The sequence below is a fragment of the Methylomonas sp. Uni0011 genome (genome assembly GCF_056850255.1).
The window spans coordinates 25,904-51,345 of sequence record NZ_JBVVNO010000022.1 but is presented as its reverse complement, the minus strand read 5'-3'; the positions used below and the strand labels follow the sequence as shown (position 1 = coordinate 51,345).

21 protein-coding genes and 1 riboswitch are annotated in these 25,442 nt (G+C 59.3%); of the genes, 17 read left to right on the top strand and 4 right to left on the bottom strand.

The features are described 5' to 3' along the window. Nucleotides 1–50 precede the first annotated feature (50 nt). The 3 genes from AC0IM9_RS18125 to AC0IM9_RS18115 are packed head-to-tail and all read right to left on the bottom strand — an operon-like array spanning nucleotide 51 to nucleotide 2,004. Complete coding sequence (locus AC0IM9_RS18125; protein WP_260839378.1) at nucleotides 51–527, bottom strand: hypothetical protein; 477 nt, start codon at nucleotides 525–527, stop codon at nucleotides 51–53. Nucleotides 528–583: 56 nt separating this feature from the next. Next, entirely contained in the window at nucleotides 584–1,417 is an 834-nt protein-coding gene (locus AC0IM9_RS18120; protein ID WP_482804922.1) for an SDR family oxidoreductase, read from the bottom strand. Next, nucleotides 1,414–2,004, bottom strand: coding sequence for a DUF4124 domain-containing protein (locus AC0IM9_RS18115; RefSeq protein WP_445372161.1), 591 nt, complete (start codon nucleotides 2,002–2,004; stop codon nucleotides 1,414–1,416). The genes AC0IM9_RS18120 and AC0IM9_RS18115 overlap by 4 nt, the downstream gene beginning before the upstream one ends. 79 nt (nucleotides 2,005–2,083) lie before the next feature. Between AC0IM9_RS18115 and recC the strand changes: the two genes are divergently transcribed. The 7 genes from recC to AC0IM9_RS18080 all read left to right on the top strand — a co-directional run bounded on the left by recC (nucleotide 2,084) and on the right by AC0IM9_RS18080 (nucleotide 14,218). After that, the gene (gene recC, locus AC0IM9_RS18110; protein ID WP_482804921.1) at nucleotides 2,084–5,185 is read left to right on the top strand and encodes an exodeoxyribonuclease V subunit gamma; all 3,102 of its coding nucleotides are present in this window, start codon (nucleotides 2,084–2,086) and stop codon (nucleotides 5,183–5,185) included. After that, complete coding sequence (recB, locus tag AC0IM9_RS18105; RefSeq protein WP_482804920.1) at nucleotides 5,175–8,687, top strand: exodeoxyribonuclease V subunit beta; 3,513 nt, start codon at nucleotides 5,175–5,177, stop codon at nucleotides 8,685–8,687. Before recC ends, recB begins: the two co-directional genes overlap by 11 nt. A gap of 531 nt (nucleotides 8,688–9,218) precedes the next feature. After that, nucleotides 9,219–9,298, top strand: a riboswitch (cyclic di-GMP riboswitch). Between the two features lie 74 nt (nucleotides 9,299–9,372). Further along, complete coding sequence (locus AC0IM9_RS18100) at nucleotides 9,373–10,203, top strand: hypothetical protein (RefSeq protein ID WP_482804919.1); 831 nt, start codon at nucleotides 9,373–9,375, stop codon at nucleotides 10,201–10,203. 81 nt (nucleotides 10,204–10,284) lie between these two features. After that, the gene (locus AC0IM9_RS18095) at nucleotides 10,285–11,073 is read left to right on the top strand and encodes a hypothetical protein (protein WP_482804918.1); all 789 of its coding nucleotides are present in this window, start codon (nucleotides 10,285–10,287) and stop codon (nucleotides 11,071–11,073) included. Beyond that, complete coding sequence (locus AC0IM9_RS18090; RefSeq protein WP_482804917.1) at nucleotides 11,070–12,770, top strand: beta propeller repeat protein; 1,701 nt, start codon at nucleotides 11,070–11,072, stop codon at nucleotides 12,768–12,770. Before AC0IM9_RS18095 ends, AC0IM9_RS18090 begins: the two co-directional genes overlap by 4 nt. A 53-nt stretch (nucleotides 12,771–12,823) precedes the next feature. Further along, the gene (locus tag AC0IM9_RS18085; RefSeq protein ID WP_482804916.1) at nucleotides 12,824–13,402 is read left to right on the top strand and encodes a hypothetical protein; all 579 of its coding nucleotides are present in this window, start codon (nucleotides 12,824–12,826) and stop codon (nucleotides 13,400–13,402) included. Nucleotides 13,403–13,618: 216 nt separating this feature from the next. Beyond that, nucleotides 13,619–14,218 (top strand): YncE family protein, encoded by a 600-nt coding sequence (locus tag AC0IM9_RS18080; RefSeq protein ID WP_482804915.1) that lies wholly within the window; start codon nucleotides 13,619–13,621, stop codon nucleotides 14,216–14,218. A 49-nt stretch (nucleotides 14,219–14,267) separates the two neighbouring features. On the opposite strand, the gene AC0IM9_RS18075 is transcribed toward AC0IM9_RS18080, so the two are convergent. Further along, the gene (locus AC0IM9_RS18075) at nucleotides 14,268–15,182 is read right to left on the bottom strand and encodes an AraC family transcriptional regulator (protein ID WP_445372169.1); all 915 of its coding nucleotides are present in this window, start codon (nucleotides 15,180–15,182) and stop codon (nucleotides 14,268–14,270) included. Between the two features lie 347 nt (nucleotides 15,183–15,529). On the opposite strand from AC0IM9_RS18075, the gene AC0IM9_RS18070 reads away from it, so the two are divergent. The 10 genes from AC0IM9_RS18070 (at nucleotide 15,530) to AC0IM9_RS18025 (ending at nucleotide 25,440) form a co-directional block, all read left to right on the top strand. Next, nucleotides 15,530–16,669: an XRE family transcriptional regulator gene (locus AC0IM9_RS18070; protein ID WP_445372170.1), complete on the top strand. Its 1,140-nt coding sequence runs from the start codon at nucleotides 15,530–15,532 to the stop codon at nucleotides 16,667–16,669. Continuing rightward, entirely contained in the window at nucleotides 16,666–17,157 is a 492-nt protein-coding gene (locus tag AC0IM9_RS18065) for a DUF4411 family protein (protein WP_445372171.1), read from the top strand. Before AC0IM9_RS18070 ends, AC0IM9_RS18065 begins: the two co-directional genes overlap by 4 nt. Nucleotides 17,158–17,412: 255 nt before the next feature. Further along, entirely contained in the window at nucleotides 17,413–18,255 is an 843-nt protein-coding gene (locus AC0IM9_RS18060; protein WP_482804914.1) for a hypothetical protein, read from the top strand. Nucleotides 18,256–18,462: 207 nt separating this feature from the next. Continuing rightward, entirely contained in the window at nucleotides 18,463–20,328 is a 1,866-nt protein-coding gene (locus AC0IM9_RS18055; RefSeq protein ID WP_482804913.1) for a M48 family metallopeptidase, read from the top strand. Between the two features lie 141 nt (nucleotides 20,329–20,469). After that, nucleotides 20,470–22,359: an ATP-binding cassette domain-containing protein gene (locus AC0IM9_RS18050; RefSeq protein ID WP_482804912.1), complete on the top strand. Its 1,890-nt coding sequence runs from the start codon at nucleotides 20,470–20,472 to the stop codon at nucleotides 22,357–22,359. A gap of 2 nt (nucleotides 22,360–22,361) precedes the next feature. Then, nucleotides 22,362–22,868, top strand: coding sequence for a hypothetical protein (locus AC0IM9_RS18045; protein ID WP_482804911.1), 507 nt, complete (start codon nucleotides 22,362–22,364; stop codon nucleotides 22,866–22,868). 14 nt (nucleotides 22,869–22,882) lie between these two features. Then, nucleotides 22,883–23,326, top strand: a complete 444-nt coding sequence (locus tag AC0IM9_RS18040) for a universal stress protein (protein WP_140914373.1) — start codon at nucleotides 22,883–22,885, stop codon at nucleotides 23,324–23,326. Beyond that, nucleotides 23,319–23,846: a bifunctional adenosylcobinamide kinase/adenosylcobinamide-phosphate guanylyltransferase gene (gene cobU, locus AC0IM9_RS18035; protein ID WP_482804910.1), complete on the top strand. Its 528-nt coding sequence runs from the start codon at nucleotides 23,319–23,321 to the stop codon at nucleotides 23,844–23,846. The genes AC0IM9_RS18040 and cobU overlap by 8 nt, the downstream gene beginning before the upstream one ends. An 8-nt stretch (nucleotides 23,847–23,854) precedes the next feature. After that, nucleotides 23,855–24,895, top strand: a complete 1,041-nt coding sequence (cobT, locus tag AC0IM9_RS18030) for a nicotinate-nucleotide--dimethylbenzimidazole phosphoribosyltransferase (RefSeq protein WP_482804909.1) — start codon at nucleotides 23,855–23,857, stop codon at nucleotides 24,893–24,895. A 131-nt stretch (nucleotides 24,896–25,026) separates the two neighbouring features. Beyond that, nucleotides 25,027–25,440: a TM2 domain-containing protein gene (locus tag AC0IM9_RS18025; protein ID WP_140914376.1), complete on the top strand. Its 414-nt coding sequence runs from the start codon at nucleotides 25,027–25,029 to the stop codon at nucleotides 25,438–25,440. Nucleotides 25,441–25,442 lie beyond the last annotated feature (2 nt).

The following is a 25,442-nucleotide window of genomic DNA, read 5'->3' as shown; positions in this document are numbered from 1 at the left end:
GAGCAGACGGGATAAAAAACAGGGCGCCGAAGCGCCCTGCCGCGAAACGATTACAGCAATTTTTTCAAGCCATCGATGCCGGCTTTCGCTTTTGCCAAGTGCTCTTTAGATTCTTGCAGGTTGGCGGCTTTAGCAGCGGTGATAGCGGCTTTCAGGTGAGATCTGACTTTTGAATTTTCTCTGGCAACTTTGTCGTTGGCATTGATTTCTTCGGAAAAATCAGCGGCTTTTTTGATCAGGGCTGCAACTTCAGCGTCTTCAGCGCCGTTGTTAATCGCAGTCTCGGCAGCAGCGATACGCTCTAAAACGCCATTGATCGCATCAATAGGTTTGTAGGACGTTCTGCCGGCTTCGGCAACCGCAGCAGTCGAAAAAGAACCCATAGCGGCAGCCAAAGAGAACGCGATAACAGCACTTTTTAAAATTTTCATGTATTGAACCTCACAGTTATTTTTATAAGAACATATAGCTGCTAATCCAACCGATTTAGCCACCACATGTTGGGCCGGGATAATAGCATAGTTCATGCGCTTTGCTAGCGAGTTTATTGGCGAAAATCAGGGTTTTTCCGGCCCGTTTCGCCTCATTCGACGCTGACCAGTAACTTATCCAACCACGCTGTCGGCAGCAGGCGTTTCAGCCAGGCAAACAGATGAGTCGGGACGGTCACCCGGTAACGGATTTTAGGTCGCGCGGACTCCAATGCCGCCGCGACTTTTTCGGCGACCGCCGTGGCCGGCAAGGTAAACGGCGCCGCCGGGCCTTGCTTTTGCAGGCGAGCCTCCATGGCTCGATAGGTTTCTTTGTGGACGCTGCGTTCCGGGCCGATGTTTTGCCGGTACAAGGCAAACGCGTTCTGCCGGAAACGGCTCTCGATCGGCCCCGGCTCGATCAATACCACATGCACGCCGCTGCCGCGCAATTCCAGACGCAAAGTATCGACCAAACCCTCCAGCGCGAACTTGCTGGCGTTATAGGCGCCGCGGAATTTCATCGCTACAAAACCCAGCACCGAACTGTTGTAAATGATCCGGCCGTGGCCTTGCCGACGCATCACCGGCAACAACAAATTGGTTAACTCGTGGACGCCGAAAAAGTTGGTTTCGAACTGGTTGCGTAACACGTCCCGGCTCAGATCCTCCACTGCGCCGGGTTGGCCGAAAGCGCCGTTGTGAAACACCGCATCGAGCTTGCCGTCGGTTAACCTCAATAAGTCGTCTACAGCAACCCGAATGCTTTGCGAGTCGGCCAGATCGAGTTGCAGGCATTCGTAGCCCTCGCCGCGCAAGCGTTCGACATCCTCCGCTTTGCGCGCCGAGCAGATCACCCGGTGGCCGCGTAATTTCAGATAAAGCGCGGTGCTGTAACCGATGCCCGACGAGCAACCGGTAATAAAAATGATTTTGCCTTGGGTCATGGCTGGCTCAGGTCGCTTTCGCTGAAGGTATAGGTTTTACCGCTGCTGCAGTTGATCGAGAACACCAACTGGTCCAATTTGCTTTTGCCGTTCAGTTCGTCGGCTTCGACCCGTTGGCATTCGCCGCCGGCCAAGGCTTTCTGAGCTGCTAAACGCCGAAATTTCTCGACATCCGGCAGCCGGGTTTCGAACGGTTTGATTTCAACCGGTAATTTATCGGGATCGTAGGGCGGGACGGCAAAAGCGGAAAACTGCAGCGGATTTTGCTTGATCAGACTTTGGGTTTGCTCGCTTTCCGATTTGGCCGCCTGCTTGGTTTGCGCTATCAAGTCCAGTTTGGCCTGCTGCGCCGCGCGCTCCTGCTCTGACTGCAATTTCTTCAACTCGGCTTCGTCGGCTTGCTTCTTCTCTTGTGCGGTGATGTCGACGCTGCTGCCGGTCTTGGGATTCATTTGCACCGCTTTATGTTGCTCGGTGCACGGCGACGACTGATAGTTAGTATGGCCGCTGGCATCGGTGCATTTATAAACGCCTGCCCAGCTGTCGCAAGACAGACACAGGGCAAAAACAAAGAACAGATTTTTCATTGTATTCCTGTTGGTTAAACGCTACTGTAAAACTATCACTTAGCTTGCCCTTACTGTAAACAGATTTTTCAATCCGCCGATGTTCGTCCTGCACAGCTCCAACAAAACCGAAAATCTGCTGGAGCACTTGGTCACGGTCATTAGCGCCGCACCGTTATCGTCGCCGTTCGCCGCCGAGTTGTTCTTGATTCAAAGTCAGGGTATGGAACGCTGGCTATCGCAGCAACTGGCAGCGCGGCTGAAGGTTTGGGGCCATTTCAGCTATCTGTTCCCGGCCAAATTCTTCGCCGAAATCGCCGCGACGCTGCACGACGAACTCTACGAGCCGGCCTTCGACCGCCATTGGATGCTATGGCGCTTCGAAGCCTTATTGCGCGATCTCGACGCCGAAGTGTATCAGGCTTTGCGGCAATATCTAGTCGGCGAAAACGCCGAGCTTAAGCGTTACCAATTGGCGCAACAATTGGCGCGGGTCTACGACCAATACCAGATGCTGCGGCCGGACCTGCTCGAGGCCTGGCAAGCGCGGCGCCTGTTGTACGGTAGCCCGGCGGAAGCCTGGCAAGCCCAGTTGTGGCGAGCCGTCGTTGCCGAAATCGGCCAGCGTCACCGCGGCGCGCACTGGCTGCAAGCGATCGCCAAACTGCAGCAAGCGGAACCGGGTGCGTTCGCCGGGCAATTGCCGGAACGGGTTTCGGTATTCGGCGTCAACAGCTTGCCGCCGCTGATGCTGAACTACCTGCAGGCCTTGTCCCGCCATTGCCATGTCCACCTGTATCTACTAAATCCGGTCCAGGGTTACTGGGCCGACCTGCCGCCGAAGCGGCTGCTGGCCGAATTGCAACAGTTCGACGGCCATCCCTTACTGGTCCGGCTGGGTCAGCAAGGCCGCGAATTCCAGCAAATGTTGCTGGAGCAGGCCGAATTCGCCTTCGAACCCAGCAGCTTCGAGCCGGCTGAGCCCGAGACCGTGCTGCAATGTCTGCAAAACGACGTCCTCGCCAACCGGGTACCGCAGCAAATCCGGCTGGCGGCCGACGCTTCGATCGGTATTCACGCCTGCCACTCCCGCCTGCGCGAAGTGCAAGTGTTGAAAGACCAGCTATTGCAAACCCTGGAACAACACCCCGATCTGGATCTGCGCGACATTGTCGTGATGGCGCCGGACATCCAGGCCTACGCCCCGTTCATCAGCGCGGTATTCGACGACATCCAGCACGCCGTCGCCGACCGCAGCCTGAAAATCAGCGATCCGCTGCTGGACGCTTTCATCCGTTTTCTGAAACTGTCGCAAAGCCGGCTGGGCTGGCGCGCGGTCATGGATTTACTGGAGCAACCGCAGATTCACACAGGCTTCGGTTTGGCGGCTGCCGATCTGGAATTGATCGCGTATTGGTTGCAGGAACTGCACGTGCGCTGGGGCCGGTCGGGTGAGGCCAAGCAAGCGCAGGGCCTGCCGCCGACGCCGCAGAATACCTGGCAGGCCGGCCTGGAGCGGTTGTTCATGGGTTATGCCCTGGCCGAAGACGAGTTCGTCGACGACATCCTGCCCTACCCGGATATCGAAGGCTCTTCGGCGCAGGCGCTGGGCGGCCTGAACGCCTTCCTGCAACTACTGTTCCGGGCCGGCGACGAGTTGGCGGCCGCGAAAACCCTGAGCGAATGGCAAACCTGCCTGAGCCGCTATGCCGACGGCCTGTTGGCCGGCGTCGAAACGGCGCAACGCCAAGCGCTGAATGAGCTACTGGCCGAAATGGCGGAGATGGCCGCGATTCACGACCGGCCGCTGGCTTTGGCCGTGATCGTCGCCTGGCTGCAAGGCCGGATGGACGAAACCAAATCCGGCGCCGGCTTTCTGCGCGGCCAACTGACTTTTTGCTCGATGCTGCCGATGCGGTCGATCCCGTTTCAGATCATCGCCTTGTTGGGTATGAACGACGGCGAATTCCCGAAAATCGAACGCCAGCCGACTTTCGACCTGCTGGCGGCGCATCCGCGCTTGGGCGACCGTTCGCGCCGCGCCGACGACCGCTACCAATTTCTGGAAATACTGCTGTCCGCCCGCCGGCAATTGATCGTTACCTATCTGGGCCAATCGCTGCGCGACAATAGCGAAATTCCGCCGTCTCCCATCGTCAGCGAATTGCTCGAGGTACTGCGCGACGGTTACGGCCTGGATGGCATCGTGGTTCGCCACCCGTTGCACCCGTTCAGTCCGCGTTATTTCCTCGGCCACGATCCCAACCTGTTCAGCTACGCCCGCCACGATTGCAACACCGCCCGCCGCCTGCGCGGCGAGAAACCGGCGCCGCAGCCGTGGTGGTCCGGCGCGTTGCCGGCCGAAACCGACACCGTGATCGAAATCGACCGCTTACGCCAGTTTTTCCACCACCCGCAACGCTATTTTTTCCGCCACTGCCTGGAACTGCAGCTTCCCAGTTTGATAGTCGACGCCGAAGAGCGCGAACCGTTTGCCTTGAACAGCCTGGAAGATTATTTGTTAGCCCAGGAGTGGCTCGATGCCGAACTGCAGGGCAAAGTATTTTCGCTGGCAAAATTGCAAGCCCGCGGTTTGTGGCCGGCCGGAGTCGCCGGCGAAATTGCCTGGCGCCGTCGCCAGCCGGCGATCGCCGAATTCGCCGCGATTATCGTCGGCAAACAACTGGGAGAGCCGCTACCGCCCGAGGCTATCGATCTGGCTATCGGCGATTGCCGGCTGGTCGGCAAACTGGGGCGTTTACACCAACACGGCGGACTGATTTACCGCTTCGGCAAACTGAAAGGCCGCGATTTTTTCGGCGCCTGGTTGCAGCATTTGATTGCCAACCGCATCGCGCCGCAAGCCACCCATTTGGTTTGTGCCGATGCCGATTTACGGTTTCCGGCTCAATCCGACTCCGACGACGCGCTACCGCAATTACTGGCGATTTTCCGGAGCGGCCAAACCCGGCCCGACGCGTTTTTTACCGAAGCGGCGCTGGATTTCGTGCGTCATAACGACCCGGAAACGGCGCTGGCGGCAACGGCCAAACGCCTGGCCGACGCTATCGAGCAGGGTTACGAAGCGGAAATCGGCCAACTGTTCGCCTACCGCGACTTGAGCGATTTGCTCGGCGACGCATTTAGCGGGTTCTGCCGGGATTGGCTGGAACCGGCCTGGAGGGCGGCGCATGGCGAGTAAAGCCTTCGACGCGATCCGCGGTGCACTGGAAACCGGCATCAATTTGATAGAAGCCAGTGCCGGTACCGGCAAGACTTACACCATTGCGATGCTGGTACTGCGCTTTGTGGTCGAATGCCGGCTCGACATCAAGCAACTGCTGGTGGTGACCTTCACCAAAGCCGCCAGCGAGGAACTGAAGGACCGCATCCGCGCCCGCCTGGTCGAGGCCCGGCAAATTCTGCTGCATCCGGCGCCGGGCGACGATCCGGCGATTACCGCTTGGCTGGCAGGCTTGACGCAGGATAGCGCCAGCATTCGCCAACGCCTGGAACTGGCGCTGCTCGATATCGACCAGGCGGCGATTTTCACCATCCACGGTTTCTGCCAACGGGTGTTGGCCGAACACGCGCTGGAAAGCGGGCAGTTGTTCGATTGCGAATTGAGCGGTGACGTGGCCGAATTGAAATTGCAGTGCGCCGACGACTTCTGGCGTCGGCAAATCTACCAACGCCCGGCCTGGCAAGCCGCATTGCTGCTGCGTGCCTATCCGACTCCGGACGCCTTGCTGGATAGCGTGCTGCGCATCGATCTGCAGCAAAACGCCTACCCGCTGGATACCGATCTGGACGCCGATTTGGCGGCGCTGCCGGCCTTGCGCGCGGCCGCCGCAGCGCAATTGCCGACGGTAGCGGCAACCTTGATCGATGCGCTAGAAGCCGGCTACTTTAGCGCAAGCTTCGCCGCCAACTTGCCGCAACGGCTGCAAACCCTGGCAGAGTGGCTGCAAGACCCGGAGCAGGATTTGCCGGATTTCGACTGTCTGAACCAAGTCACGTTGCTGGCCGGTCTGAACGGCATCAAATTCCGCAGCAGCAAGAACAAGCCGTTGCCGGCCGAGGAGCAGAAGCAGCAGTACTTGGCTGGCCTGAATATCGATTGCGCGCCGTTCGAGGCTCTGGCCGACGCAGTGCGGCGGCTGCCGGTCGCGTTGCGCGCCGCGTTGCTGGCCAGCTTGCGCACGGAGCTCGACCAACGCCTGTTGCGGGAGAACGTGTTGTCCTTCGACGACCTGATCACCCGCTTGGCGGCGGCGCTGGACGGCGACAACGGTGCCTTGCTGGCGGCGGAATTGCGCCTGCGCTTCCGCGCGGCGTTGATCGACGAATTTCAGGACACCGACGCCAAGCAATGGCGGATCTTTTCCGGCGTATTTGCCAGCGCGGAACATTATTTATATCTGATCGGCGATCCGAAGCAGGCGATATACAAATTCCGCGGCGCCGATATTTTTTCCTACTTTGCCGCCCAACAACGCGCCGACCGGCATTACACGTTGCTGCACAATTGGCGCTCGCATCCGCATCTGGTGCAGGCGGTGAACCGCTTGTTCCGCCGGCAAAAACCGTTTTTGTTCGATCAATTGGATTTCACGCCGGTCATGGCCGGCCGCCAGCCCGGCGACGGCAGTATCGCCGGCGCGCCGCTGGTCCTGTGGCAGCTCGATAAAAATCCCGGCAAGCAGGAGCATTGGACCGCGCGCAAAGGTAGTTGCGGGGAAGTCTCGGCGCTGATCGAGTACGCCGTCGTCGCCGAAATCAGCCGGCTACTGACGGCCGGCCGCATCGCCGAAAAGCACGGTGCGGAACGGCCGGTGCAAGCTAGCGACATCGCGATTCTGGTGCGGAGCAATGCCGCTGCCGCCGCCTATCAACAGGCGTTGCTGGCAGCCGGCATACCGGCAGTATTGAACAGCAAGCAGTCGGTATTCGCCTCCATCCAAGCTTTCGAGTTGTACCACGTGCTGCGGGCGGTGGCCGGCGCCGGCCAAATCGATCTGTTGAAGCAGGCTTTGGCCACGCCGTGGTTCGGATTGGACGGCCAGCAATTGTATCGGCTGAGCCAGGACGAGGCGGAGCTGGACGCTTGGGTGTCGCGCTTTCAGGACTATCTGCAATGCTGGCGCAACCAGGGCCTGCTGGCGACGCTGCAGCAACTGCTGCGGCGAGAACGGATCGAACAACACCTGTCGGCGCAACCCCAAGCCGAACGGGTGCTGACCAATATCCACCATTTGGCCGAGCGACTGCAGCAAGCGGCGATCGACGAGCATCTGGCGATCAACAAGACGCTGGACTGGCTGCGGCGGGCGATTCAGCAATCAGCGCAAGACAGTAGCGAAGACCGCCAATTGCGGCTGGAAAGCGACGAGGACGCGGTCAAGATCGTCACGCTGCACAGTTCCAAAGGCCTGGAGTACCCGCTGGTGTTCTGTCCCGATCTATGGCGGCGCAGCGACCGGCTGAAAACCGAAACCGCTTTGGTGCAATGCCACGAACACGGGACGATGGTCGCCGACCTGGGTTCGGCACAATTCGCCGCACGCCGCGAACAAGCCTTGTTCGAAGAATTGGCCGAGGACCTGCGTTTGTTTTACGTCGCGTTGACTCGCGCCAAGTACCGTTGTTATCTGAATTGGGCCGACGTCCGCACCAAGGAGCGGGCCAACGATTCGGCCATGGCCTATTTATTCGAATTCGCCGACTGCGATTTCGCCGGCCAGCAGCGGGTGCTGCAACAGCTGGCAAGCGCCGAACCGGATTTATTCGAGTACCGCCTGCTACCGGCCGAAGCGGCCGGCGAGCCGGCCGAATTGCCCGCCGACCGCCGTGCTGCCGACCTGGCGTTGGCGCATCGCCGCCAAACCCGCAGTCTGCACAGCATCTGGCAAATGAGCAGCTACACCGCGTTGGCGGCGCTGAGCCTGGAGCAGACGCCGGAACTGCCGGCGGATAAAGCCGAAGAAAGCCACGGCCAACCGGCCGGCGATGAAGCACTGCCGCGCGGCGCCCACACCGGCAACGTGATCCACAGCCTGCTGGAGACCGTGGCGTTTGCCGACTTGGCCGGGCGCCGCGACATCGGCCGCGCCAGCGCCCAAGCCTGCCTGCGCTACGGTCTGCAGTTGGCGCAACCGCAAATTTTGAGCGAGGTGCTGTACCGGGTAACGGCCACACCGCTCAGCGAAGATCCGGGGTTTTGCCTGAAAAATCTGGCGCCGGCCCAGTGCATCAAGGAAATGCCGTTTTACCTGTCCATGCCGGGCCGGGTGGATACCGCCCGCATCAACCGGATCCTGGCCGCCTGTCCGGCCTACCAGGCGCTGGACGCCAAACAAATCAGCGGCTATCTGACCGGCTTCATCGATCTGGTCTGTTGTTACGGCGGCCGCTACTTTGTAATGGATTACAAAACCAACGCCTTGGCGGACTATAGCCAGGCCAGCCTGCTGCAGGCCATGCGCGAACACAATTACGGCCTGCAATATTGGCTGTACAGTCTGGTATTGCACGCATACCTGGGCCAACGCCTGCCGGACTACGATTACGCCCGTCATTTCGGCGGCGTCAAGTACTTGTTCGTGCGCGGCATGGAGCCCGAGCGGCCGGCAAGCGGTGTGTTCGCCGACTGCCCGGAGCAAGGTCTGCTTGGCGATCTGGCCGATGTGTTCTTCGGTACCTAGCCGATTTTCAGCGCTGCTATGATTTAAAAATCCGATTTTGCCTATTCTCGTGGTGGCTTGGCGGCATCGATCCGGCCAGGGACAATCTAAATATGTTAAATCACCCAGGCCGGTATCGGGATTTGCCGATATCAAACCAAATAGTCAACCAATACAATAAGTTACCATTTGCCGCTTAGGGGGTGTTTGGGTTAAATCCCCTAGCTTCCGCCGTCCGTTTCATCGCTTGGGCTTGTCGTCATCAGACCAAGCTGGAGCGGACATCCATTCTCTCAATCGCGACTCGAATCTCCCGTCCACCCTGTCCGGCCCCGCCGTTCCTGATATTTCAGCCGCTCGGCTTCCCGCTCCAGCCTGCTGAATCGGCATCGGGTTTTATTTGTTAGGACTGGCATGGTATCTGCTGAACTCCTGTTGTAGCGTTTGCCAGCGTTCTGGTGGCGGCTGTGGCCCGCCCGACCGGTGCGTTAGCAACCGCCGCTCACTAAAGGAATATGCCGTTCGGGGTCCAGCCGTCCGGTTTTCAAGGAGGGAGCACTTCGCCACATCCGCCGCAAGGTGGAGCCGGAAAGCCGCGGATCTCGCCAGCTCGAGACAGCCGGGCCGCCTCTCGTGCGAGAGTCATCGACGGCTTGAGTCGTTCAAGCCGCTTATAGCGTTTATATCTTTCATTTAGGAAAAAAGTATGCAAAAGATCGGATCGAAATCGCTGCGGCTACGCTGCGTCCTGGCTGTCGGCGCGCTGGCAATCGCTAACGTGGCAAGTGCGGGCACGCTGAACGGCGGGGTGTTCCAAATTTCCTATGACAATCCCGATGATTTGTTGTCGGGCTTGACCTTGGGCGACGGCGCGATCACTTCGTATTATGTCGCCAATTATTTCGACAAGTCGTTGGCGGACAATATGAATGTGTCGCAAATGCTTGGCGTGGCAAACGATACCTACCCGGCGCCTGCGACGCTGTCGTTCGACATCAACCCGTCCAGTTTGGCCGGTACCGGCATTCCGTTCGGTAGCGGCGGCCGCAACAACAAAGCGACCACGTTAACGTGGGGAAGCAGTCAGGACGCGTTGACCAACTCGTCGACCTTTACCGCCAGCGGTGTTGCCGGGCTAAACGGTGTGGTAATGAGTCGCGGCAGTTTCACCGGTACGCTGCTATCCGGCGATTACCAATTCGGCTACGTCGCCGCTCGCAATAATGGCGTCAACAGCGGTTGGGCTCTGACCAACAACGTCAGCTTCTCGTCCACCACCTACGATACCCGCAACATCAGCGTCACCACCGACGGCGACAAACTGCTGTTTACCGGCGAACTGTGGTATTCCGCCAGCACCAGCGCCTTCCTGTTCGGCGGCGACGGCGTCAGCCAAGCCGGCCGCGCCGGTACCTTCAGCCTGATTTCTCCGGCTCCGGCCGCGGTTCCGGTGCCGGCAGCGGTCTGGTTGTTCGGTAGCGGTTTGTTCGGCGTGATGGCCTCCACTCGCCGTAAACGCACAGCCATTCCGGCCTAAGCCGGCTTTCGCACCCGGGCATACCCGGGTGCTTCGGCTTGGCTGGCACCGCCTTTCGAGATTATTTCCCTCAGCATGACTATGAGTATTCATTTAGCTAGATTTTCGGCGCTCCGCTTCGGCTGGGGTATGTTGCTGGCCACGGCGTTGTTATCCCCGGCGGAGGCCGCCACGGTATCCGGCGGCTCGTTGATCGTGAACTTGGATCGCGACGCGTTGGCCGCCGCCGTGGATATCGACGAAACGCCTGCCCGGTCGATGTACCTGGAAGAGTTTTTCGACGCGCAAGCCTCGCGCAGCCGGAGCTATAGCCAAATTTTGGAAGACCACCTGGTGCCCGGCGTGGCGGAGATTCCCGCAACCGGATTGACGTTTGCCGTTAACGGCAGCTCGGTCACCAACTTAACCAACCGGCGGAGCAAGCCGACGACCATCGATTTCGATCCGGCCGATTTCGAGGCCACGGTGACGGGTGCTATCGGCTTGGCCGGGGTGTTCCGGTTTCGGGTCGATACCGGCTCGGACTTCAATCGCATTTTATCCGGCGATTACACCTTGGAATACGACGCCGCCAATATCGACCTTGCTAGCGGCCGCTCGGCCTGGAGCCTGTACAACCACGTTTCTTTCCGCTCGCAGTCTTACAACCTGTTCAACGTCGTGATGGGACTCGATTCCAGCCGCTTCAGTCTGTCGGGCGATCTGGGTTTGGGAGAGGGCTACGACCACCTGAACGGTACCCGCGATGCGATTGTCGGCAATTTCAATCTGCAAACCGCGGTGGTGCCGCTGCCGCCGGCATTCGCGTTGTTCGCGGCCGGCTTGGCCGGCTTCGGCTTTTGCCGCAAGCCAAGAGGACACATGTTATGAAAATCGACCTAGGACAAGCGGCTAGCACCTGTCCGCGCCGTTACGCGCCCCCGGCGAAGCGCTTGGTGACGGCGTTGGCGGCTTCGATGCTGACCGCCGGCTGGACGGAGTCCGCGATCGCGAATCAATACAGCCAGGGCGCTTATATCAGTACCCAAGTCAATGTCACCGCCGACGGCAAAAATATCGTCGGCGATGCCGCCAACGAGCCGAGCCTGGCGATCAATCCGCTGGACCCGGCCAATATGGTGGTTTCCTGGCGCCAGTTCGATTCGGTGGACTCGTCGTTTCGGCAAGGCGGATGGGCTTATACCGCCGATGCCGGTGCGCATTGGCATTTCAACGGCACGATCACCCCGGGCGAAGGCCGCAGCAATCCGACCTTGGATGTCGACGCCTTGGGCAATTTTTACTACCAGAGCCTGCATTTCGATCCGAGTTATACCTTCGTCCAAGACATCCAGGTCATCAAATCATTAGACGGCGGCCGTAGTTGGGAAGCGCCGGTGTTCGCTTACGGCCAAGGCGGCGACAAGGCCCAAATGGCCGTGGACCGCAGCGGCGGCACCAGCGACGGCCACGTCTACCTGAATTGGCGCGACTGTCTGGCGGAAAAATGCTTCGTCCGCTCGATCGACAGAGGCGCCAGCTTCCAGCCGCCGCTGGCAATCCCGGAGACCCCGACCTTCGGCACGATGCGGGTCGGCAACGACGGCGAGCTGTATCTGGCTGGCAGACGGGAGCCGCCGGAATTCGACGAGGAACACCAAGACCGTAACCTGCATCACCACCTGTTTTCCCGGTCATTGAATGCCCGCGATCCGGCGCAAACCCCGACCTTCGATACCCGCGAAATCGACTTGGGCGGTCTGGCTCCGCTATTTTTGTTTAAGCAAAACCCCAACCAATACGGGCCTACCGGCGACGTCCAAGTCGGTGTCGATAGCTCGGCCGGCGCGATGCGCGGCCAGCTTTACGTTTTGGCGGCGGTCGATCCGCCGGGAGCGGACAATCTCGACATTACCTTCGTCCGCAGCAGCGACGGCGGCGACACCTGGAGCGCGCCGATACGCGTCAACGACGACGCGCAGAGCAAAAATAACTGGAATTGGTTCGGCATGATGGGCGTGGCGCCCAACTCGCGCATCGATGCCGTCTGGTACGACACCCGCGATAGCGGCAATTACAAGGTGTCGCGGCTGTATTACAGCTATTCCTGGGACGGCGGGCAAACCTGGAGCAAAAACGTTCCGGTCAGCCCGGCATTCGACACCACAATCGCTTACCCGCACGGCTCCACCAAGATCGGCGACTATTCCACCTTGGTGTCGGGCAAGGACGGGGCCAGCCTGGCCTACACGGCAACCTATAACGGCGAGCAGGACGTGTACTACCTAAACGTGTTTCCGGACTGTAACCAAAACGGCCAATCGGATGTAACCGACATCGAGCGGCGCCGGGTCGGCGACACCAACACCAACCATGTACCGGACGTGTGCGAGGCCATCACGGTGGCCGGCGATCTTGACGGCGACCGCGATGTCGATCAAGTCGACATTAACCGGATTCTGGCGGCTCGCGGCAGCAAGATCGCCGCCGGCGACCCGCGCGACATCGACCGTAACGGCGTCGTCAACCTTCTCGATGCCCGCAAACTGGTGCAGTCCTGTACCCGGCCGCAGTGCGCGACCAACTGAACAAATTTCCACAGACCGTTGACCAGCCCATCAAACATAAGGAGATACCGCAAATGAAAAACCGTTTTAGCCTGACTCTGCTCACTGCGTGGTTATTATCGATATCGGGAACGGCGGGGGCCGCGATCGAATTGAGCCTGGTGCCGATCACGCAGACCGCTTCGTCGCTTAGCGTCGGCGTTTCGATATCCGGCTTGGGTAACGCTGCGGCGCCGTCGTTGGGAGCCTACGATTTGGACCTGGTTTTCGACGGCGATCATTTAGCGTATGTCGGCGCGGTATTCGGCGATCCGGTTTCGGGTAAGGCATTGGACCTGCTGGATTTGGGTTTGAATCCGTCGGCGGCGGCACTGGCCGGCGCCGGCCGGTTGAATCTGTTCGAATTGTCTCTGGATAGTGCGGCGACACTAAACCAATTGCAGGCGGACAGTTTCATCCTGGCCGTGCTCAATTTCGATTTTCTGATGGCCGGCAGCAGCCAATTGAGCCTGAACATCAACGCGCTAGGGGATGCCAACGGCGATCCGCTGCAGGCCGCCGCGACGCCGATCTCTGTCACTTCCGTACCCTTGCCGCCGGCTTTTGCCTTGATGGCCGCCGGCTTGGGGCTGTTGTACCGGCGCCGCACTTAGTGCCGTTTCGACTCGGCCGCGCATCTGGCCGGCCGGGTTTCGATATTCCTTTATCTTGCCGCGAATGCGTTTACGCGCGGGAAGGGTGGCCGTCGCTACGCTTCTTGCCGCTGCCGTGTCTTGTGCATTACCCGAGGGTGTTATTCGTCCGGCCGTGCTGTGAAAGGCAAGTATCGGCGGATAGGCACCGCGTTTACCCGTCAGGAGGAGATCAAAATGTTGGGATCGATTCGCCGCGCGACCGTGCGTGGGCTCTGCTTTGTCATGCTGTTGCCGGCATGGTGTCCGCTGCCGGCAAACGCCCAATCCGGTTTTACCCTGTTCGAAAGCGGCCAAGTCCGGCCGTTGGCGCTGTCGCCGGACGGCAAGTTACTGTTTGCCTTGAACACGCCGGATAACCGGCTGGAATTGTTCCGGGTCGGCGACCGCAGTGCAGTGCCGTTGGGATCGGTACAGGTCGGGTTGGAGCCGGTCGCCTTGGCGGTCAGGAACGACAAGGAAATCTGGGTCGTCAACCATCTCTCCGATAGCGTCAGTATCGTCAATCTGGACGAGAACGGCAGCGGCCGAGTGACCCGGACCCTGTTGGTTGGGGACGAGCCGCGCGACATCGTTTTTGCCGGTCCCGGCAAATCCCGCGCCTTCGTTACGACCGGCGATGTCGATAAAAACGACTTGAGTTTGCTGTTGGCAAGCAAAAATACGGCGGCGGCCATCGGCGATCCGAAAGATTTGGATTACGACGGCACGATCACCGCCCAGGATGCCCGTAAGTTGATTTCGCTGTGTAGCCTGGAGCGTTGCGCGCTGAATTGAAGCGCAGGTGCCGGAGCTACTGGTCATCCAGTGGTGAGGCTCGGCCTGATCACTCCGGAATCGGAATCAACGGATATTCGGCGCCGCTGTGCGACCGGCGGTAGCGGCCGGGGCTGGTGCCCAGGCAGCGTTTGAAGGCGCGGCTGAACGACGATAGCGAGTCGTAGCCGCAGCGGCTGGCGACTTTCTCGACCGTCATGCCGCTTTCGCTGAGCCAGTCGGCGGCGATCTGCATCCGCCAGCGCGTCAGATACTCCATCGGCGGCAATTGGAAATGGCGGTCGAATTTTTGGATCAATGCGGTTTTCGACAAACCGACCTGGGCGCACAGCCCGTTCAAAGTCCAATCCCGCCACGGCTCTTGGTGAATCAGAGCCAAAGCCTTTTCCAGCCGGGCGTCCGCCATGGCGCCGAACACGCCGCCCCGAACCGAACCGGACTCGATGCAGTGGCGCACCGCCAACAGGAAAATGCCGTCGCACAGGCGTTCGATCACGGCAAAGCTGCCGAAGCGGCCGCTGTCGGATTCGGCCGTGATCAATTCGATCAATTGCGCCAGAATCGGCCCGGCCTGCCGCTGCCTGACCACGATCTCGGTCGGCAAGGTCCGCCAGACCGGCAACGGCGCAACCCCTGGTTCGATCAGGCCGCAGACCATGCCGCTGTCGCCTTGCGGCCAGTGCGCGGTGCGGGCGCCGGGCAAATCCGGCCTCACGTCGCTCGGGCTGTAACTGAGATAGTGCTTGCGGGCGTGCGGCAAAAACAACACCAGATCGCCGGTTTCCAGCCGCAACGGCTCGGGCCAGGCCGGCGAGTGGACCCAGCCGCACCCTTTGGTCACCAAATGAAACCAGATCGCCTGTTCGGAATTATGGTCGACCACCCAGGGGCCGCACAGGCCGCCGGCAAATACCAGTCGCGCCCGCAGACTCAGACTGTGGAAAATTGCAGACAGGCCATCCATACGTCAACCTCGGTTAAACGGCCGGTCTCGGCAACAGCGCCGGCCTTTACGCCGCCGGCACATGATAGGACTGTTTCCGGACTGTGGGCAAAGGTTTGCCGGCGGGGTGTATTCGGGTGGGATTGAAGTCGAGGCGGAGAGTGATTTTGCGAAGGGGTGAGCCGTAACTGGTTTTTTGGGTTGTCTCAATGATCCTGACGTACGCATAGCGTATAAGGCTGTCATGCTATGATTCGGACTAGACTGATGCGCTAAGAACGCACCTTATCGCGTTGTCTGTAATAAGACCTTACTGATCTTGGTATGCGTTATGTTTTAGTACTCCTTTTAGAAGAAAAAATAGACTTATGACCGTCGCAAACATCAACACGACCATGCTGACCTGGGCGCGCGAGCGCTCCGGCATTGCCGTGTCTGAATTTGCCCGGAAATGCGGTGTCAGCGAAGATAAACTCAGAGAGTGGGAATCCGGCCACCGGCCGTTGACCTTCAAGCAGGCCATGACCTACGCTGAAAAGGCCCATATCCCGTTCGGTTATTTGTTCCTAGTCCAGCCTCCAATCGACGATTTGCCCATTCCCGATTTGAGAACGATCGAAGGCCAAATCGGCCGGAACCTTAGCGCAGAATTGCTCGACCTGATCAAGCTGATGCAACAGCGCCAGGAATGGTACAAAGACTATTTGCAACAACATTTTGTCGGTCCAAATCCTATCGTTGGCCGCTTTGCTGTCAAAGATGGAGTCAGAGCCATCGTCCGAGATATGCGCATCGCGCTTGGTGTCGGCAATCATCCGCAACGCGGCAGTTGGGAAGATTACTACCGCGATTTGGTCAGCCGTATCGAGTCTGTCGGGGTTTTGGTAATGCGCCAAAGCGATGTGGGCCACTACACGCGACCGTTGCGCGTCGAAGAGTTTAGAGGTTTTGCAATTGCTGATGATTACGCGCCGATCATTTTCGTCAACCATGCAGATGCCTTAGGTGCACGGCTATTCACCCTGATCCACGAACTCTGCCATATTTGGATCGGCCAGTCCGGCATTTCTGATGCCAGTACCCACGCGCATCGTGAAGAAGAAATACTTTGCAATGCCGTCGCCGCAGAATTTTTAGTGCCTGCGTCTGAATTTGAAATGCTATGGCAACCCGACCTGGAAAGCTGGCAGGCCAATTTGGCGACGCTGGAAGCACATTTCCACGTCAGCACCTGGACCTTGGCTCGACGCGCGCTGACACTGAATTTCATCACCCTGGACGAATACCAGCGCCACATTAGCGCCCAACAAGCAGCCTATCGGGATCGCGAAGATAGTGGCGGCCCTGGTTACTACCGCACCAAAAAAGCTCAAATCAGCCTGCGTTTTTCTCGTGCCGTCGTTAGCCAGGCGCTCTGCGGTCAACTTTTACTCCGTGAAGCCAGCCAGTTATTGGGCGGTATCAAACCTCACAAAATCGCTACCTTTGCCAAGGAGTTGGGCGTTTGAAATATCTTTTGGATTCCAATACCTACATTCAAGCCAAGAACTTCTATTACGGTATGGATATCTGCCCGGCCTACTGGGATTGGTTGGATCGGCAATTTCAATTGGGCTTGGTCGCCAGTGTGCAGATGATCGGAAAAGAACTCAGAGACGGTGACGACGATTTGGCAGAATGGGTCAAGCTCCGTCCGGCACACTTCATCGACAACGACGACACCGAAACTCAGTGGGTGTTTTCCGAAATTGTCCGAAGTGTCGCAACCGGCGATTACAATCCCGGCAACCGCGATAACTTCTTAGCGAAAGCTGATCCCTGGCTCATCGCCAAAGCTAAAACCCTGGGGGCGTCAGTGGTCACTCATGAAGCTTTGTTGGCGCCGAATACCAAGAAAGTTAAAGTTCCGAATATTTGCCGCCAATTCGGCGTGCAGTGCCTGGACACGTTTCAGTTTCTGCGGGAACTGAATGCCAAGTTCGTTTTAGAGCGTTAATTTTCAGCGAATTAGAAGAGAGCTAAACGGATCAAAACGCACTTAGTCTTTTCACTAATTTTTCGCGTCCAATCCCATTCCCACCGGTTTTGCCCTCGGTCTATTTCCGATCGATTTCGGGCCCACTCAAGGCATAGATCAAGTCAGCAAATTCGGACATAAAATGTGAAATAGCTAACATATTATTCGCTATTCCCGCGCGTTAGACTATCGCTGCCGTTTGGCCTTTACCTGCAACTTTCAGGAGGATTCCCGATGCGAAACCCTAGCGCTTATTCCCTGCTTTACGGCGGCTTGCTAGCCTGCTTCAGTTTATCCGCCCACGCCGTCTCCCAAATCGGGGCGGCCGGTTATACCGATTTGGACGGCAACTTCGTTCGCGAAAACGTGACCGCGGATGCCGAACCCAGCCCGCCCGGTACGCCGTTCGACCGCTCGGTCGTCGCGGTCCAGGCCGGCGATCCGAACGGCGCCTTCTATTACAGCGCCTCAGCTGATATCGGCCTGCTGGAGTTGAAAGTGTTCGGCCAAATCGACAATACGGCGCAAGACGCTAAAGCCAACGGTGAAATCGGCGTACTCAGCGCTCGCGCCGAATTGGACGACGTGATCTCTCTGCATTCCGACCTGGCTACGCCTTACGAGGTGACTTTCGAACTGCAAGTGGACGGCATCTTGAGCATCGTAGGCGGCAGCGCCAACGGCTTCGCTTCGATCAATTTCGGACCGACCAGCGGCGCCGATGCTTTCGACTCCAGCTTTTATAGTAGCGACGGCGCCTTCAGCGATACCTTGTCGGTGACCAAAACTTTTACCGGCAACGTCGACGCCGATATCGGCGCCTTGTTGAGCTTCACGATATTCGCGGTCGATCAGAACGCCATCATCACCGGCGCCTTGAATAACACCGCGACGCTGAATCTGATTCTGCCGCAGGGTGTGACGATCGCCGCCTCCGAGTCAGGCACGTTCGGCATTCCGATCCAACCGGTGCCCTTGCCGGCGGCGTTGCCGTTATTTTTGACCGGCATTGCCGCCACCTGGGCCGGCAGCTTCCGTCGCAACCGGCCGTGCAGCCGGTGTGCGGCCGAGGTTTAAACGGTCGGAGTATCCGTTTCGCGCCGGCGGTTGCCGGTGGGGCTAGGCGGCATCGGGCGCAAGCGCTTCCCGGCCGCTGTCCATCGCCGGTTCCTTCAAGATTAACCGCACAATCTTTCCGTTAGGTTGGTTATGATATCCGGGCCGCCATGCCGGCGGCTTTTTTGCCGATGCCACTAACTCAACCTTCTCTGCACGGAGCTTGCGATGAAATCCACGACCGAACGCCGCGAACACCTGGAAGCCCTGATCTGCCGCGCGGAACGGGAAGCGCAGCAACGGCCCGATCTGTACCGGGCCAAAGTCGGCCTGATGGCACTATTGGGTTATCTGGTGATCTTCGGCGTGCTGTTTACCTTGTTGGCGCTCAGCGTCGGTATCGGCTGGGCCGCGTTGGCCAGCACCACCTTTGCGATTCTGTTGCTGAAGAAGAAATTGATCTTCGTGATTCTGGGCATGATCTACGTGCTGCTAAGGGCGCTGTGGGTCAAGTTCGACGCGCCCGACGGATACCGCTTGACCGCCAAGCAGTATCCGCAACTGTTCGACCGTCTGAAAACCCTGAGCCGGCAACTGCGCGCGCCGCGAATTCACCAAGTGATTCTGACGCCGGAAGCCAACGCCGCCATCGTACAAACTCCGCGGCTGGGTGTATTCGGCTTTCCGAAAAACACATTGATACTCGGTCTGGAATTGTTGATGAGTCTGTCTCCGGCTCAGGCCGAAGCCGTGATCGCCCACGAACTGGGGCATTTGTCGGCCGCGCATGGCCGTTTCGGCGGCTGGATTTACCGGGTCAGGCTGGGTTGGCAACGCATCGTCGACGGCTTGGAGCAACAACAAAACATCGGCGCATCCTTGATGCGGCGCTTTTTCGATTGGTATGCGCCGACCTTTGCCGCCTATTCGTTCGCGTTGGCCCGCAGCAACGAATTCGCCGCCGACGCCGTCGCCGCGCAACTGACCAGCCGCGCCGATGCGGCGCAGGCTTTGGTCAACAGCTACGTGGTCAGCGGTCTGGTCAACGAGCGGTTCTGGGCGCCGTTTTTCCAGCAGGCCGATTGCAACGAGCAGCCGGCTGCGCCGTTCGGCCCGTTGCGCGATTTCCTGAGCCAGGCCCCGTTTGCAGCCGACGAATTGCAGCGCAAATCCGCCGAAGCGATGGCGGTGGCGACCGGCCACTACGATACCCACCCGGCGCTGAGCGACCGGTTGCAGGCGCTGCAGGCCGGAACCCCGCTGCCGAAAATGCCGGCGCTGTCGGCGGCTCATGCCTGGTTGGGCGAACGCTTGACCAACGTATTGACCGACTTCGACCGGCTTTGGCTGCAACGCCACGGCGATAAGTGGCAGGAGCGCTTTAATTATTGTCAACAAGGCCGCAGCCAACTCGCGGAATTGACGCCATTGCCGGCCGAAACCCTGAGCCGCGACCAGCAATGGCGTTTGGCGACGCTGACCGAGGAATTTGCGCCCGATATCGATCCGCTGCCGCTGTTTCAACGTTACCGCGCCGCCCATATCGACGCCAACGCCGACTTCGTGATCGGACGATTGCTGTTGAAACGCGGCGATGCGGCCGGTATCGACGCAATCCAGGCGGCGATGCAGGCCAAGCCGGAATTGGCGCTCGACGGTTGTCGCTGGCTGGAATACTTTTACCGCAGCCGGGGCGAGGACGCTGCCGCGGAGCAGTGGATACGCCGGGCGGAGCGGCAAATCGACGTCAACCATGCCGCGGCTATCGAGCGGCAAAACCTGACGCGCAAAGACGTGTTGATCATGCCCGATGCCGACGACGACACCTTGGCCGTGTTGCGCGCAGCCGGCCAAAACTTGTCCGGCGTCAAGCGTATTTGGCTGGCGGAAAAACCGATGCAGCATTATCCCGAGGCCAAAACCTATGTCGTAGCGTTTGCCAAAACCCGCTTTGCCAACGAAAAAAAACTGACGCAGCAGCTGATTTCCGAACTCCAGCTGCCGCAAAACCTGTTCGTGTTGTGCAAATCCGGTGCTTATGCAGCCATTGCCAAACGGGCGATCAAGGCCGGTATCGAAGTTTACCGGCGCTAAGCCGCCACCACGGGACTCCCCCCGCCGCCCGCTCCGGCTTCGGACGGGCGGCACAAAATCCGTCACCCACCGAACCCCATCCCGCGCTAAAATCGCGATCCCGGTGCGGCATGTCGCCGAGCCGAACGTTTTATCGCCACCATGCTCAATTTCAAAAACATCGCGATTCGCCGCGGCAGCCGCCAACTGTTCAGCGGGGCGTCTTTCACCATTCATAAGGGCCAGAAAATCGGCTTGACCGGCGCCAACGGTGCCGGCAAATCCAGCTTGTTCGCGCTGTTGCGCGGCGAGTTGCATGCCGACGAAGGCGAGTTCTCGTTGCCGCCGAATCTGGAAATCGCCCATGTCGCCCAGGAAACTCCGGCATTGCCGTGTTCGGCGATCGATTATGTGCTGGACGGCGATCAGGCCTTGCGCCGGCTGCAGGCCGAGTTGGTTGCGGCGGAGCAGGCGCACGACGGTTTGAAACTGGCGGAATTGCATGCGGCACTGGAGCACGCCGGCGGCTACACCGCCCAGGCCCGCGCCTCGCGGTTGTTGAACGGTCTGGGTTTTACCAGCGAGCAGGAAGCCCGGCCGGTCAGTTCGTTTTCCGGCGGCTGGCGGATGCGACTGAATCTGGCCCAGGCCCTGATGTGCCGCTCCGACGTGTTGTTGCTGGACGAACCCACCAACCACCTGGATCTGGACGCCGTGATTTATTTGCAGGACTGGCTGGTCAAATATCCCGGCACGCTGTTGCTGATTTCGCACGACCGCGATTTTCTGGATGCGATCACCGACCACATCGTCCATATCGAACAAGGCAAGGCCGAGATTTATACCGGCAATTATTCCGACTTCGAGCGGATGCGGGCCGAGAAACTGGCGCAGCAGCAATCCGCCTTCGAAAAGCAACAGCGCGAGATTGCCCACATCCAGAGCTTCATCGACCGCTTCAAGGCTAAAGCCACCAAGGCCCGCCAGGCGCAAAGCCGGATCAAGGCGCTGGAGCGGATGGAAATCATCGCCCAGGCCCACATCGATTCGCCGTTCGGATTCGCCTTCCCGCCGCCGAAGCGGATGCCGAATCCGCTATTGAAGATCGAGGAAGCCGACATCGGCTACGGCGACAAGGTGGTGATCAAAAACGCCAGCCTGTCGATCTCGCCCGGCGACAGGATCGGCCTGCTCGGCCCTAACGGCGCCGGCAAGTCCAGCTTAATCAAAGTTTTATCCGGGCAAATGCCGGCGTTGGCTGGTAAGCTGCAGACCGCCCAGGATTTGAACATCGGCTATTTCGCTCAGCACCAGCTCGAATTGCTGCGACTGGAGGAAAGCCCGCTGTGGCATTTGCAGCAACTGGACAAACAGGCCACCGAGAAGGATTTGCGCAATTTTCTGGGCGGCTTCGATTTTCGCGGCGACAAGGTCAACGATCCGGTCGGGCCGTTTTCCGGCGGTGAAAAAGCCCGGCTGGTGCTGGCGATGCTGGTCTATCAAAATCCGAATCTGTTGTTGCTGGACGAACCGACCAACCACCTGGATCTGGAAATGCGCCACGCGTTGAGCGTGGCCTTGCAGGACTACCAGGGCGCGCTGGTGGTGGTGTCGCACGATCGGCACTTGCTGCGTTCGGTCACCGACCAGTTGCTGTTGGTGGCGGGTGGCCGGCTGCAGCCTTTCGACGGCGATCTGGACGATTACAAGCAATGGCTGGCGGAACAGAAGAGGGCTGCGGACGAACCGGCCGCCGGTAGCGACTCGACCGGCAACGTATCGCGCAAAGACCAACGCAAGCAGGATGCCGAACGCCGGCAACGGCTGAAGCCGCTGCTGGATGCGGTCAAAAAGGCCGAAGCGGCGGTGGAAAAGTTTCACCAGCAACAACGGGATCTGGAAGAGATGCTGGCGGATCCGGCGATTTATGCCGACGAACACAAGGAACAATTAAAACAACTGCTAAGCCGCAAAAGCCAGATCGACAGCGCGCTGGAACAAGCCGAGATGGATTGGCTGGCCGCGGAGGAAAACCTACAACAAGCGGAGTGACCATGTACCAACTGATTGTGTTGTTTTTCGAGATTGCCATCCTGCGCAAAGGTCCGCAGGATGTACCGGCCGCTCCGGTGTTGTACCGGCTGGTTTTCTTACCCTATATCGGCGTCAATCTTTTGATTCTGCTGCTGGACGGCTCCTGGAGCAAAGCCATCGCTCAGATCGCAGTGGAAACGGCGTTACTGGTCGGGTTTTGTTATCCGCTGCTGTATTTCGCCGGCAAAACCGCCCGGTTTCCGCAGACCTTTACCGCCTTGCTGGGCACCGACGCCCTGATCAGCTTATGCGCAATTCCGGCCGTGGCCAGCCTGCAAACCCAAATCGGCGACGTTGCTTTCATCGTGGTGATGGGCATGATGATCTGGCATTGGCTGGTCAACGGCCACATCTTCCGGAATGCGCTGGATCGGCCCTTGCTATTCGGCTTGGCGTTGGCGTTTTTATATATACTGATTTCCTCGCAAGTAATGACCTTATTATTCGCCGGATCTGCCGCCGATTAACCTGGAGCTTATTTATGACGCTGTACCAACATATCTTGCTGGCCGCCGATTTTTTCGAACACGGCGGCCAAGTCGCGGAAAAAGCCAAACGCCTTGCCGAACAAAACCAGGCCCAACTCAGCCTGGTACATGTGGTCGACAATCTGCCGATTACCGATCCGGCTTACGGGCCGATGATTCCGTTCGATGTCGATTTGACCCAGGAACTGATCGAAGCCACTAAAAAACGGCTGGCCGAATTGGGCGAAAAATTGGGCGTGCCGGCCGAGCGGCAATGGTTGGAGATGGGCAGCCCGAAACTGGAAATCGTCCGCGTCGCCGCGGAAAACCAAGTCGATTTGATCGTGGTCGGCTCGCACGGCCGCCACGGCCTGGCTTTGTTATTGGGTTCTACCGCCAACGGCGTGTTGCACCATGCCCAATGCGATGTGCTGGCGGTGCGCCTGGCCGATGATTGAATTGGTGCTGGGCGGCGCCCGTTCCGGCAAGAGCCGCTATGCCGAACAGCAGGCGCTGGCCAGCGGACTGCCGGTGGTTTATGTGGCGACCGCCGAAGCCGGCGACGCCGAAATGCGAGCGCGGATCGAGCACCATCGGCAGCGGCGGCCGGCCGAGTGGGCAACCGTGGAAGAGCCGCTGGATTTGGCGCGGGTCATTACCGAATCGGCCGGCCGTGGCCAATGTTTGCTGGTGGATTGTCTGACCTTGTGGCTGTGTAATGCGCTGTTCGACCGGCAAGGGAATCTGCAGGCGGAGCGTTACCGCGACCTTAGCGATGCCTTGTGCAAGGCGCTGAGTATCGGCGGCCAGCGGGTGATTCTGGTCAGTAACGAAGTCGGCTTGGGCGTGGTCGCCGCCGATCCGATGACACGCCGCTTCGTCGACGAAGCCGGCTTCCTCCACCAAAAACTGGCCCAACTCTGCGATAAAGTGGTGCTGGTCACCGCCGGTTTGCCGCAAATCCTGAAACAGGTTTAATCCCGCCGATGAATTGGATCTTCGAGCCGATTGCCGCGCCCGCGGCCGACTATTACCTGCAAGCCCAACAACGCCAGCAGCAACTGACCAAACCGCCCGGTTCCTTGGGCGTGTTGGAGGACTGCGCTGCCCGGCTGGCGGCGATGCAACGCAGCGCAGCGCCGGGCTTAGACCGCATTCATATCAGCGTGTTTGCCGCCGACCACGGTATCGCCGCCGAGGGCGTATCGGCCTTTCCGCAAGCGGTTACCGCGGAAATGGTGAAAAACTTCGCCGCCGGGGGCGCCGCGGTCAATGTGTTGGCTCGCCATATCGGCGCTGATTTCGAAGTGGTCGATACCGGCTTACTGCAGCCGGTGGCGCTGCCGAACGTGATTGCCGACCGCGCCGGTTCCGGCACGGCCAATTTCGTCGATAGCCCGGCGATGACCGCCGCCCAACTGGAATTCGCGCTGGCTGCCGGCCGCCGTGCCGTGGCGCGGGCGCTATCGAACGGCGCGCAACTGTTCGTCGGCGGCGAAATGGGCATCGCCAATACCACTAGCGCCAGCGCGTTGGCCGCGGCCTGTTTGGGTCTGCCGGCCGTGGAGATTACCGGCGCCGGGACCGGTTTGCTGCCGGAACAAATCGGCCGCAAAGCCGCGGTGATCGAGGCCGCGCTGCAACGCCACCGGCCGCTGTTGGACACGCCGTTCGCCATTCTGCAAACCTTGGGCGGTTTCGAAATTGCCGCACTGGCCGGCGCTTATATCGCCGCGGCCCAACAGGGATTGCCGGTTTTGGTCGACGGTTTCATCAGTAGCGTCGCCGCCTTGCTGGCGGCGCGGCTCAACCCCGGCTGCACGGCCTGGTTTTTCTTCGGCCATTGTTCGGCGGAAATGGGTCACGGCCGGGTGCTGCAGGCGTTGCAAGCCCGGCCACTGCTGACGATGGACATGCGTCTGGGCGAAGGCAGCGGTGCGGCGTTGGCGGTACCTATCCTGCAAATCGCCTGCCGGCTGCACAACGAAATGGCGACCTTTGCCGAAGCCGGAGTATCCGCAGGCTGACGCCGGCAGCGAGCGTTGCGGACGATGGCAGGCCATGGCGCTTTCCCGTATCATGGCCGGCGCTGCAAATATCCGAATCGCTCCGGCGCGGCAGAATAATAAAAACAACTCAAACCAATGCGGATTAGCCCATGCTAGGACATATCGAAAGTTACGACGAACGCTGCCAAACCGGTGTTATCAAATACCAAAACCAGTTTTACGAATTCCATATCGACCAATGGACCTCCCAAGAGCCGCCTAAAGCCGGCGACGACGTCGATTTCGATCAGGACGACGGCAAAGTCACCGAAGTCAGTCCGGTCGGTGCCTACTTGATGGAAGTCAAACCGGTAAAGAGCCGGATGTTGGCGGCCTTGCTGGGTATTGCTTTCGGCGCGATCGGTTTGCACCGGATCTATCTGGGGTTTTATATGTTGGGTCTGTTGCAAACCCTGGTCACGCTGGGCACCGGCGGTTTCGGCGTGATGTGGGGTTTTATCGAAGGCGTACTGATTTTTACCGGCCATATCGATAAAGACGCCAAGGGCCGGCATCTGAAATAACC